Below are 11,654 nucleotides of genomic sequence, written 5' to 3' on the forward strand. Positions count from 1 at the left end.
CCGGGACGCGTTAACTTCCGCATAGGAAGAGCAGGAGGTCCCCATGCCTCAACGACGAGGCGCGCTGCCCATCTCCGACACCGAGGTCCTCAACTGTCCGGACACCTACGCCCGCGGCGTCCCCTACGACTGCCTCGACCGCCTGCGCGGCAAGACGCCGGTGGTGTGGCTGGACGGGCGCTTCGCGGGCGAGCCGGGTTCGTGGGCGGTCCTGAGGTACACGGACGTGCGGCGAGCGCTGTCCCGGCCCGAACTGTTCTCCCCCATCCCCTTGGAGACCCTGCACGGTCCCGTCGTGCGGGGCTCGGCACATGACGGGATGCCGATCGACACCGGAGGTACGGCGGCCGACGACGGAGGCGGGGCGGCCGCGGGGACGCCCATCGACATGGACCCGCAGGCGCAGGCCCTGCTCAGCCGGATCGGGCAAGAGAGCGCCGACCTCATCACGGGCGTCCTCAACGAGATGCCCGAGACGTTGCGCAACACGGTGGCCGGCGGCGCGTACGCCCTGGTCCGGCACCCCGAGCAGTACGCGCGGCTGCGCGCGGGCCGTGCCGACGAGACCCTCCTCGACAGCGCGGTCGAGGAGATGCTGCGCTGGTGGACCCCGGTGATGCAGGTACGGCGGCTCGTCCGGCGCAGCACGAAGATGGGCGGCGTGCCGTTGCGGACCGGTGAGCAGGTGGCGCTGTGGCTCACGGCGGCCAATCACGACGACGAGGTCTACGTCCAGCCCGGCCGGTTCCTGCCCGAACGGTTCGTCTCCGGCAGCGAGCGGCATCTGAGCTTCGGCCACGGCGCCCGGGTCTGCCTCGGCGGGCATCTGGCGCGCGTCCACCTGCGCGCGATGATCCTCGCGATCCTCGACCGGCCCGGCCGGCTGGAGCTCGCCGGCGAGCCCGTCCGGCTCCGGTCCACCGCCCGGCACGGCTTCGAGCACCTGCCGGTCCGCTGGGCGCCGGAATGACGACGGCCGGAATGACGACGGCCCGAGTGACGACGGCCCGACTGACCGACCGGCCGGTTCCGGCCATCTGAGCCGTCCCTCGCGTCCGCTGCGTACCTCACGGCACGGCGCCCACATCGCGATGAATGCCCGGCCGTGGCACGACACGGCATTCCGGAGACGTGCCGGAGACGCCCGGTCCGTTAGGTTCTTGATCGTTTGCCGCAGAGTCGCTGGAACTCTCCTGAATGCCCGCTGAGTTGTCACTTCGGCTGGTGTCGATCAGCTGAGTGGCGCGCCCGGCCGTCGGGGGCAGGGTTCATCGGACGAGGAGTGCAGGGTCGTGGGACTGACGAGCTGGGGCCTGCTCGGGGTGCTCTCCCTGATCACGGCGGTGTGCCTGGCGGGCACGGTGTGGGCCTGGCCGCGGCTGGCGGCCGCCGGGATCAAGACCACGGCGGCGCGCGCGGGGCTGCTGTTCGGCGGCCAGGTGCTGATCGTTCTCACCCTGCTGGTGTGGGTCAACGCCTACTACCTCTTCTACGGCACCTGGACCGACCTGGTGGGGGCGGCGGGCGGCAAGGCGCAGGTCCGGCAGCATCCGCGGCCGGTGACCGGGCCGGGCGCCGCCGCGGCCACGCGGGTGGTCAGGACGGTGCAGGCCAAGCTCGGCCCCCGCGACGGTGCGAAGCCCGTCCGCGACGGGCAGGTGCAGCACCTGGAGATCAGCGGCGTGCGGAGCGGCATCACCTCCGAGGCGTACGTCTACCTGCCGCCGGAGTACTTCCAGCCGCAGCACGCGGTCAAGCGGTTCCCGGTCGCGCTCTTCATCGCCGGCTACCCCTCGCGGGACCGGCTGGTCTGGATCGAGAAGGGCCATCTCCCCGAGGAGGTCGCGAGGCAGCGGGCGGCCGGCGGGATCCAGCCGATGATCTACGTGATGATGCGGCCGACGGTCGAGCCGGGCTGGGACACCGAGTGCACGGACGTGCCGGGCGGCCCCAAGGTCGAGACGTTCTTCACCCAGGACGTGCCCGAGGCGATCCTCGACACCTACCGGGCGGCGCGGTCCCGCCAGGGCTGGGGCGTCGCGGGCTACTCGGCGGGCGGCTACTGCGCCGTCAAGCTGGCGATGCTGCACTCCGACCGGTTCACCGCCGCGGCCAGCCTCGCCGGGCATTTCCACGCGATCCTCGACACCACGACGCGTGAGCTCTACGACCGCAGCAAGCAGCTGAGGCAGGACAACGACCTGCTCTGGAGGATGCGGAACCTGCCCCAGCCGCCGATCTCCGTCCTCGTGGCCTCGGCCGACGTCGGCGAGAAGACCTACGCGCAGGCGAAGACGTTCATGCAACTGGCGCGGCCGCCGCTGCTGGTCGACAAGGTGCTGCTGCCCACCGGCGGCCACAACTTCAAGACGTTCCGCAAGTACATCCCGCCCACCATCGAATGGCTGAGCACGCACCTGCGAGGAGAAGGCCAGTGACCTCGCTGGAGCCCACGAGCGCGGGACTCATCCTCCCCGTCTGCCTGCTGGCCGCCGTCGCCTTCGTGCTGTCGGTACGGCGGTGGCCGCGGCTCACCGGGCGCGGCCCGCTGCCGCTGCTGGCCCGCTCCGGCCTGCTGCTCACCTGCCAGGTGCTGCTGACGGCGGCGATCGTCCTGATCTCCAACCGCTACTTCGTCTTCTACGCCACCTGGAAGGACCTGCTCGGCAGCGACCGGGTGAACGTGAAGGTCAAGCAGGTGCAGCAGAGCAAGGGCGCGGAGGCCGACCCGGCCGTCCTCGTCCGGCGGACCACGACCGGCCTCGGGCCGTCGCGGCGGGGGCGCAAGCACGATCCGGTGAAGGACGGCCAGGTCGACCGGCTCGACATCACGGGCGCGCGGAGCGGCCTGCGCGGCGAGGCGTACGTCTACCTCCCGCCGGAGTACTTCAGGCCCGAGTACGCGGCCAAACGGCTGCCGGTCACGATCTTCATGTCCGGGGCGCCGTCCGACGACAGGCTGGCCTGGATCAAGCAGGCCCGGCTGCCCCGGAGCGCCGTCGAGGGCGCCTCCGGCCCCCCGATGATCTCCGTGATGATCCGTTCGCCGCAGGGCCTCTCCCCGGTGAAGCAGCCGCCTGCCGGCCCTGAGGCGGGCAAGGGTCTCCCCCACCGAGGGAAACCCGTCGTCGGTCGCCCCACCGCCTGCCTGGACGTGCCAGGGCAACGTGGCGGCCGCGCAGAGACGTTCTATGCCCAAGACCTCCCGGTCGCACTCGGCGACACGTACCGGCTGCCTCAGTCACGCCAGGGATGGGGGATCGCCGGGTTCGGCGCGAGCGGCCAGTGCGCGACCCGCCTGGCCATGCTGCACTCAGACCGCTTCGCGGCGGCGGCGAGCATCTCCGGCGTCTTCACGGCCGCACAGGGCCCGTTCTATGGCGGCAGCAGGGTCTACCAACAGGACAACGACCTGTTGTGGCGCCTCAAGAACCTGCCCACCCCGCCGATCGCGTTCCTGGCCGCGGCGGGGAAGGCCGACCCGAGGACGATCCAGCAGGCCGCCCAGTTCGTGAGGCTCGTCCGGCCGCCGATGACGGCCCAGCAGCTGGTGCTCGCGGTCTCGCCCGAGACCCTCCAGGGCTGGCAGGGCCACGTCCCGCACGTCGCCGACTGGCTGGTCCGGCACCTCCGGACCGACCAGTGAACCGGGTTCGGCGTACGCCTGGGGGAGTATCCGCGAACGCGCCTCTGAGCCGACGCCATACCGGGAAGCGGTGGCCTAACGTGCAGGAATGAGCACCTCCACGCCGCACCAGCCGCACTGGCCGCGGCCCGCGCAATGGCCGGTCTGGGTCGTCCCGCTGCTGATCCTGCCGATCCAGGTCATCGGGTCGTTCGGCGCGCAGAGGTCGGACGGGCACGGCCCGCCCTGGGCCCAGGACGGGTCCGACGGGGGAGGCGCGGGCTCGGGGGACGACTTCACCCATCTGGGCGTGCTGGGCGTCGCGCTGCTGATCGCCGGACCGGTCTTGCTGCTGCTCCGCCGCCGGTATCCGCGCGAGACGCTCCTCGGCGTCGCGGCGGTCACGGCGACCTACGCGCTGAGCCGCTTCGTCCCCGGGCCGGTCTTCATCTCGCTCTGCGTGGCGCTCGTCGCGGCGGTCGTGGCCGGGCACCGGCTGGTGGCCTGGGCCGGCACGGTCGTGTCGCTCGCGGGGATGCTGGCGGTCGCCTGGCTGTTCGGCGGCGACGACCCGCTGCCCGTGAGCAGGCCCGGCTGGGGCGCCTCGACGATGGTGGTCGGCTGGGCCCTGGTCGTGCTCACCGGCGCGGAGCTGGTCCGGATGCGCAGCGCCCAGCTCGCCGAACGGGCCCGGACGCAGGCCGAGGAGGCCAGACGCCAGGCCAGCGAGGAACGGCTGCGGATGGCCCGCGAACTGCACGACGTGCTCGCCCACAACATCTCGATGATCAACGTGCAGGCCGGGGTCGCGCTCCATCTGATGGACGACGACCCGCAGCAGGCGAGGACCGCGCTCGCGGCGATCAAGGACGCCAGCAAGGAGGCGCTCACCGAGATGCGCTCGGTGATCGGCGCGCTGCGCTCGCAGGGCGAGACCGCGCCGCGCTCCCCCACCGCCGGGCTGGCCCGGCTCGAAGAGCTGCTCGACCGCGCCCGCAACGCCGGGCTGCCGGTCACGGCCGAGATCGAGGGCGACCGGCGGCCGCTGCCCGCCGGGGCCGACCTGGCCGCCTACCGGATCGTGCAGGAGTCGCTCACCAACGTCAGCCGGCACGCCGGTCCCGGCCCGGTGACGGCCGAGGTCCGGATCGCCTACGGTGAGCGGGAGATCTCCGTACAGATCGACGACGACGGCCGAGGTGTCTCCTTGCTGGACGATCACGCGGGCACCGGCAGCGGCATCCGCGGCATGCGGGAGCGGGCCACGGCGCTCGGCGGCTCGTTCACCGCCGGGCCCCGGCCGGGCGGCGGCTTCGGCGTCCGCGTGACACTGCCCATCGCGGCCGAGCCCGAGAGGGAAGTTCAATGATCAAGGTGCTGCTGGCCGACGACCAGGTCCTCGTCCGGGCCGGGTTCCGGGCCCTCCTGGACGCCCAGCCCGACATCGAGGTCGTCGGCGAGGCGAGCGACGGCGAGGAGGCCGTCGCGCAGGCCCGCCGCCTGCACCCGGACGTGATCCTGATGGACATCCGGATGCCGGGCCTGGACGGGCTCAGCGCCACCCGGCGGATCGCCGCCGACGAGCGGCTGAACGGGGTGCGCATCGTCATCCTCACCACGTTCGAGCTGGACGAGTACGTCTTCGAGGCCCTGCGCGGCGGCGCCGGCGGGTTCCTCGTCAAGGACACCGAGCCGGTCGAGCTGATCCACGCCGTCCGGGCCGTGGCGGCGGGCGACGCGCTGCTCTCGCCCAGCGTCACCCGGCGGCTGATCTCCGAGTTCGCCACCCGGGCCAAGGAACCGGCGCCCTCACCGCGGCTCAACGCGCTCACCGAGCGTGAGCGCGAGGTCATGACCCTGGTCGGCGAGGGCCTCACCAACGAGGAGATCGCGGCACGGCTGGTCGTCAGCCCGGCGACGGCGAAGACCCACGTCAGCCGGACGATGGTGAAGCTCGGCGCCCGCGACCGGGCACAGCTGGTCGTCTTCGCCTACGAGTCCGGCCTCGTCAAACCAGGCTGGCTTTCCTGACATAATCACCCTACGTGGAAATTCGGTGACTCTGCGAGGATTCACTGTCACGGACGGCAAGGGCATGACAGGGTAGGTTCCGAAATGCACACTGACGGCAACGAGAGGAGGCGCTCGGTGCCGCACACCACGAAGATCCTCGCAGTGGACGATCGCGAGGAGAATCTGGTCGCGCTGTCCGCCGTGCTCGACTCGCTGCCGGTCACCGTCGTGCCCGCCGCCTCGGGCCATGAGGCCCTGCGCGAGCTGCTGCGAGACGAGTTCGCCCTGATCCTGCTGGACGTCGTGATGCCCGAGATGGACGGCTTCGAGACCGCCGGGCACATCAAGGGCCGGGCCCGCACCCGCGAGATCCCGATCATCTTCCTCACCGCCGCCGGCTCGGACGGCGACCAGGCGTTCCGCGGCTACGAGGCGGGCGCCGTCGACTACCTGACCAAGCCGTTCGACCCGTGGCTGCTGCGCGCCAAGGTCTCGGTCTTCGTCGAGCTGCACCAGCGCAACCTCCAGCTGCACCGGCAGGCCGCGGCGCTCCGCCACGCCATCGCCGAGGACACCGGCCTCCCCTCCTGCGAGCAGCTGCTCAAGAACCTCCACCAGCGGATCGCCCTGATCGAGGACGACCTGGCCCGCGTCCGCGCCGAGACACCGCCGGACATGCCCGTCGAGTCCCTCAAAAGCCTGGAGACCAACGCCGCCGAACTCCGCGCGACGCTGGACGCACTGGTCGCCGGAGCCTGAGCTTTCCGGACTCCCTTCTCGTCCTCTCACAAGGCCTCTCGATCTTTGTGCTCATCACCGTAAGTAGTCACTTTCGGCATGCCCGAAATCTGCTGCACCAGCGACAGATCGAGCATCTTTGCAGGTCAGCGACTCAAGATCTTTACGGTCGGCACCCCGGTTTGGGTTTTGCGCAAGTAAGTACTTGGGGGTAACTTCGCAGCAGTTCGTCACGTAAGTGGCGGGCGTCACCTGTGTCCGGTTCGGACGTTCTCCCCCTGGAGTGCACATGAGCAAGACCCCCGAGGCCCCCCTCGGCCGGGTGCGCTGGAAGCGGCTCGCCGCGATCGCCGCGCCCGCGACCCTCGGCGCCGGTGCGCTGATCTTCATGACCGCTCAGGGCACGATCGCGTCGTCCTTCGCCGTCTCCGGCAGCAGCTTCAAGGTCAGCGCCGACTCGCTCGACGGGAACGGGTTCGTGCAGTACGGCGGCGTCGACCACCAGGGCGACGGCACCAAGCACCCGGTGCAGGTGTCGGGCATCACCGAGGCCACGATCCGCAACATGTGCCAGTCGGTGAAGGTCGGCCCGTTCACCCTGCGGCTCACCGCGGGCACCGGCAAGACCCCGGTCACCGCCGAGAACCTCACGCTGGACGTGGCGCAGCTCGACGCCGACGCGGTGTTCAGGAACATCGAGATCGGCCGCGACGCCAGCACCCTCGACAAGGGCCCGGGCAAGGGCGCCGCGGGCATGTTCGGCCAGCAGGCCGACGAGATCCACCTCAAGAACGTCCGGCAGACCGCCTGGGCGACCACCGCCGGCACCTTCAGGCTGAGCGACCTCAGCATGAAGCTCGGCGACGAGTGCTTCTGAGGATCTATGAAGAACGCTGAACCGCACGGGTTCCGCCTGTGGAGGCGGACACGTCCCTTCTGGGGCGGCGTGTTCGCCGCCGCCGGCGGCGTCGAGCTGATCGCGATCCCCCTGGCGCCCATGCCGGTGACGGTCCACCAGGGCATGGCCGGAGTCGCCAGCTGGCTGCTCGGCGCGCTCCTCATCGTGGCCGGTGGCCTGCTGTGGTTCCAGCCCGCCCAGCGCAGCTTCTACGGCATCCTCATCGTGCTGCTGTCGCTGGCGTCGTTCCTCACGTCCAACTTCGGGGGCTTCGCGGCCGGAATGCTGTTCGGCCTCATCGGCGGCACGATGGGCTTCGCCTGGTCGCCGCTCCCGTCCCGGTCGGACGCTCCGGCGCCCGGGGCCCCCGTCGTGGAGCCCAAGCCGGTCTTCCCGGGCGAGGTCCTGGGACGGGAGGTCCACGCGGCCCCGCGCCACCGCAAGCTGATGGCGTTCGCGGCGCCCGCGCTGCTGCCCGCGGTGCTCGGCGTGCAGTTCCTCGGCCCGGCCCCATCACCGCAGGCCACCTCAACGGCGAGCCCGTCGGCGTCCCCTTCGGCTTCTCCTTCGCCGACCTCGACGGCGTCCCCGCCCGTGACGCCCACGCCGAGCGGCAAGGCGTGCCCTGAGGTCCCGGCCGGCACCTCCGGCCTCTCGCAGGGCGAGGCGGCCAAGCTGCTCCAGAAGCTCGAGGACTGCCCAGCTTCAGGCAAGGCCAAGTCCGCCGGGGGCTTCCAGACGTACACCGACCCGTCCACGCTCCGCGCGAGCTCGCTGACGATGTCCGGGCTGAGCTATGACGGCGTCGCCGAGCTCACCACCAGGACCGGCACCGTGCGCGCGCTGAAGTTCAGCATGAGCAAGGCCGTCCTCAAGAACGTCGACCAGGCGACGGTGAGGAGCGGGCTCACGACCCCGAGCCTCACCCTGAACGACGGCGTGGTGATGTTCACCACCAGAATGTCGGCCAAGCTGCTCGGCGTCCCGCTCACGTTCACCCCCGAGCGGCCGCCGCCGCTGACGCTGCCGATCATGGTCATGACGGACCTGGTGTCGGAGCAGTGCGCGGTACGGGCCGGGGGCGCCGAGATCGACGGCCTCGGCGTCCGGGCCTGAGCTCCGGGCCTAGAGGACCAGCACCGACCCGTGCTGCTGGACCGGCATCGCCGTCCCGTTCCGCTTCTGGCGCAGGATGAACGCGCCGGCGAGGACGGCCGCCACCACCAGGATCACCGCTATCGCGACGATCACGATCGTCTTCGTCCGTTCACGCGGGCGCCCCTGCGGCATCTCGATCGGCTGCGACCACTTCGCTGGCTGCGCCTCCCAGGGCGACCGCGCGCCGTGGTCCGGCGGCGGCGTCCACTCCGTCTCCGCGAGCGTTCGCACCTCCGGCTCGGGGGGCCGCCGCACCTCCGGCTCGGGTGGCCGGTAGGGCCCACCGGACCCGTTGCCCGGCTGCCACTGCGGGCCGCTGCGCGGGTATCCGCCCGAGTCCTCACGGGTGGCGGCCTCGAACCGCGCGGAGTCGAGCACGGTCTCGGCCGCGGGGAGCCGGCTCGGCTCGTCCAGCACGGTCTCGTCCACCGGCGCCGCCACCGGCATCGTGGCGACCTCGGTCAGCAGCGGCAACGCCTGCGGGCCGGTGATCCGGTGCCTCGGCTCCCGCGCCAGCAGCCCTTCCAGCACCCTCGACAGCGGCCCGGCGTTGCGCGGCGGCGGCACCGGCTCGCTCAGGGCCGCGGCCAGGGACGACATCGCGTCGGACCGCTCGTACGGCGACCGGCCCTCGACCGCCGCGTACAACGTCGCCCCCAGCGCCCACAGGTCGGACGCGGGGACCGCCCGCTCGCCCTGCGCCCGTTCCGGCGGGATGTAGGCGGGCGAGCCCATCACCAGGCCCGTCTGCGTCAGCGTCGCGTCGCCCTCCACCTGCGCGATGCCGAAGTCGGTCAGCACCACCCGCCCGGCATCGGTGATCAGCACGTTGCTGGGCTTGACGTCACGGTGCAGGATGCCCTTCTCATGGGCGTGCCGCAGCGCCGCCAGCATCTGCAGCCCGATCTCGGCCGTCCGCCGCGGCGTCAGCAGCCCCTGCTCGATGACGTCCTGCAGCGACCGCGCCCGGACCAGCTCCATCACGATCCAGGGCCGCCCGCCCTCCTCGACCACGTCGTGCACGGTGACGACACCCGGATGGGTGAGCCGCGCCGACGCGCGGGCCTCCCGGAACGTGCGCTCGTACAGGACATCGCGCTCGGGCACGCTCAGCCCCGGCGGGAGCACGACCTCCTTGACCGCGACCTCGCGATCCAGCATGACGTCGTACGCGCGCCACACCGTGCCCATCCCGCCGCGGCCCACCACCGACTCCAGCCGGTAGCGGTTGCCGAGCAGATGACCCTCTCCCATGGCTAAATGGTCCCCCGTCGCACGGAGCGCTGCCTAGAGGAACGCCCCCCGCACACCTCACCGACAACTGTTGTATCTGGGACGTCTCCACCCGTCCCCCGGTTCGCGACCTTACCGACCTAGAACAACAGATCGGAACAGGTACGGCGCGCCACCCGTCATTTCGCGGGCTTGAAGTGCTCGTAGACCGGCGCCAGCTTGTCGATGGTCTCGTCCCAGTCGTCAGCGGGGGCGCAGATCAGGATGGCGTAGCCGTGGCCGTTCGCCACAAAGCCGCGGTTGAGCACGCGGACCTTCCCCCGAGAGGTCTCGTGGGTGAACTCCCAGTCCGCGGACTTGGAGCCGTCGCCGGTGTCCGGAACCGGCGGCTTGTTGCCCGTCTTCTCCATCCGGAGGAGCTTGTAGCCGCTGAAGCGTGCGCCGCCTCCTTCCTGCTCCCGCCAGTCGGCCAGGGCGCTGGAGCTCGGATCGTCGGTCTGGTCGATCTGAATGTAGGTGCCCCGGTCGGGCGAGTAGAAGAAGTCACCGCCCGACTTGCTTTCGGGCCCGCTCCAGTCGTCGGGGACGACGATCTCGTATCCGCTCCCGTCCTTGTGGCGGCGGAAGCCCGCGGGGACGTCGTTCTTGGCCTTGGCCTTGGTGGCGGTGGCCGGGGTGGACGGGGAGGTCTGCTTGGGCGTGGACTTGCTGGTCGTCGGGGTGGGGCCGGGCTCGTCGTCGCCGCCCGACTGGGCGAGGGCGATGCCGATGATGGCGACCAGGAGGACCACCACGACGCCGGCGATGATCAGGGTGTTGCGGCTCAGCGGGAGGGCGGACCCGCCGGTCGCGGGAGGCTGCGAGACCGGCTCGGTCGCCGGGGGAAGGTCGTGCCGCTCCGGCATGAGGTTGAGGCGGATCTCGGGCTCGGGGGGAGTCTCGTTGTACGCGGGCTCGTTGTGCGCGGGCTCGCCGCGGGCGGACTCGTTGTACGCCGGTTCGTTGTAGGCGGGCTCGCTGTACGCCTGCTCGTCATATGCCTGCTCGTCGTACGCCTGCTCGGCGTAGGTGGGGTCGGCGGCGGTCTCCTCGGCCATGAGGTCTTCGAGGGCGACCTCCACGGCGAGGGTGCGCTGGGTGTCGACGGTCTCGCGGCGGACGATCTCGTCGAGGAGGGCGCCCGCCTCGATGGCGTCCATGCGCTGGTCGGGGTTCTTGGTGAGCAGGCCCTCGATGACGGGCGTCAGGGGACCGGCGTTGGCCGAGGGCATCGGGTCGTCGGAGATGATCGCGACGAGGGCGGCCATGGGCTCGGCGCGTTCGAACGGGGACTTGCCCTCGACCATCGCGTAGAGCGTGACGCCCAGGGACCACAGGTCGGAGGCCGGGCCGGCGATGCGGCCGCGGGCGCGCTCCGGGGCGATGTACGCGGGCGAGCCCATGACCAGGCCGGTCTGGGTGAGGGTGGCGTCGCCGGACGCGGTGGCGATGCCGAAGTCGGTCAGGACGGCGCGGTCACCGCGGGTGATGAGGACGTTGCTCGGCTTGACGTCGCGGTGCAGGACGCCGGCGTCGTGGGCGGCGTGCAGGGCCGCGAGCATCTGGCGGCCGATCTCGGCGGCGCGGCGGGGCTCCAGCGGCCCCTCCTGCTTGATGACCTGGTCGAGGGAGCGGGCGTGGATGAGCTCCATGATGATCCACGGCCGGCCGTCCTCCTCCACGACGTCGTAGACGGTGACGACGCCGGGGTGGCCCAGCCGCGCGGCGGTGCGCGCCTCACGGAAAGTGCGCTTGTATTGGACGCTGCGTTCCTCATCGGTGAGACCATGCGGCAGGATGACCTCCTTCACCGCAACGTCACGACCGAGGACCTCATCGTGAGCCTGCCAGACCGTGCCCATGCCACCGCGACCGACCTGGGTCCCCAGACGGTAACGGCCTGCGAGCAACCGCTCCCCGGTGGTGTCATTCGGCATATCCGCGACCATA

The 11,654-nt window shown here is 71.3% G+C and carries 10 protein-coding genes; 8 read left to right on the top strand and 2 right to left on the bottom strand.

Going from position 1 to position 11,654, the window contains the following annotated elements; genetic code table 11:
* The first annotated feature begins 43 nt into the window (after window positions 1–43).
* From ACGFNU_RS23945 to ACGFNU_RS23980, 8 genes are all read left to right on the top strand, one after another.
* On the top strand, window positions 44–970 hold the full coding sequence (locus tag ACGFNU_RS23945) for a cytochrome P450 (protein WP_392596924.1): 927 nt from the start codon (window positions 44–46) through the stop codon (window positions 968–970).
* A 322-nt stretch (window positions 971–1,292) separates the two neighbouring features.
* Entirely contained in the window at window positions 1,293–2,438 is a 1,146-nt protein-coding gene (locus ACGFNU_RS23950; protein ID WP_392596925.1) for an alpha/beta hydrolase, read from the top strand.
* The gene (locus tag ACGFNU_RS23955; RefSeq protein ID WP_392596927.1) at window positions 2,435–3,646 is read left to right on the top strand and encodes an alpha/beta hydrolase; all 1,212 of its coding nucleotides are present in this window, start codon (window positions 2,435–2,437) and stop codon (window positions 3,644–3,646) included. The genes ACGFNU_RS23950 and ACGFNU_RS23955 overlap by 4 nt, the downstream gene beginning before the upstream one ends.
* 88 nt (window positions 3,647–3,734) lie before the next feature.
* A complete protein-coding gene (locus tag ACGFNU_RS23960; protein ID WP_392596929.1) occupies window positions 3,735–4,994 on the top strand; it encodes a sensor histidine kinase in 1,260 nt (419 codons plus the stop codon).
* A complete protein-coding gene (locus ACGFNU_RS23965) occupies window positions 4,991–5,656 on the top strand; it encodes a response regulator (protein ID WP_392596930.1) in 666 nt (221 codons plus the stop codon). The genes ACGFNU_RS23960 and ACGFNU_RS23965 overlap by 4 nt, the downstream gene beginning before the upstream one ends.
* A 117-nt stretch (window positions 5,657–5,773) precedes the next feature.
* Window positions 5,774–6,397, top strand: coding sequence for a two-component system response regulator (locus tag ACGFNU_RS23970; RefSeq protein WP_392596932.1), 624 nt, complete (start codon window positions 5,774–5,776; stop codon window positions 6,395–6,397).
* A 268-nt stretch (window positions 6,398–6,665) separates the two neighbouring features.
* Window positions 6,666–7,253, top strand: a complete 588-nt coding sequence (locus ACGFNU_RS23975) for a DUF6230 family protein (RefSeq protein ID WP_392596933.1) — start codon at window positions 6,666–6,668, stop codon at window positions 7,251–7,253.
* 6 nt (window positions 7,254–7,259) lie between these two features.
* Window positions 7,260–8,390: a DUF6114 domain-containing protein gene (locus tag ACGFNU_RS23980; RefSeq protein WP_392596935.1), complete on the top strand. Its 1,131-nt coding sequence runs from the start codon at window positions 7,260–7,262 to the stop codon at window positions 8,388–8,390.
* A gap of 9 nt (window positions 8,391–8,399) precedes the next feature.
* Here ACGFNU_RS23980 and ACGFNU_RS23985 read toward each other — a convergent pair whose 3' ends face one another.
* Window positions 8,400–9,686 (bottom strand): serine/threonine-protein kinase, encoded by a 1,287-nt coding sequence (locus tag ACGFNU_RS23985; RefSeq protein WP_392596937.1) that lies wholly within the window; start codon window positions 9,684–9,686, stop codon window positions 8,400–8,402.
* Window positions 9,687–9,844: 158 nt separating this feature from the next.
* Complete coding sequence (locus ACGFNU_RS23990; RefSeq protein ID WP_392596938.1) at window positions 9,845–11,641, bottom strand: protein kinase; 1,797 nt, start codon at window positions 11,639–11,641, stop codon at window positions 9,845–9,847.
* Window positions 11,642–11,654 lie beyond the last annotated feature (13 nt).

This window comes from Spirillospora sp. NPDC048911, from assembly GCF_043198015.1.
GTDB lineage: Bacteria > Actinomycetota > Actinomycetes > Streptosporangiales > Streptosporangiaceae > Spirillospora.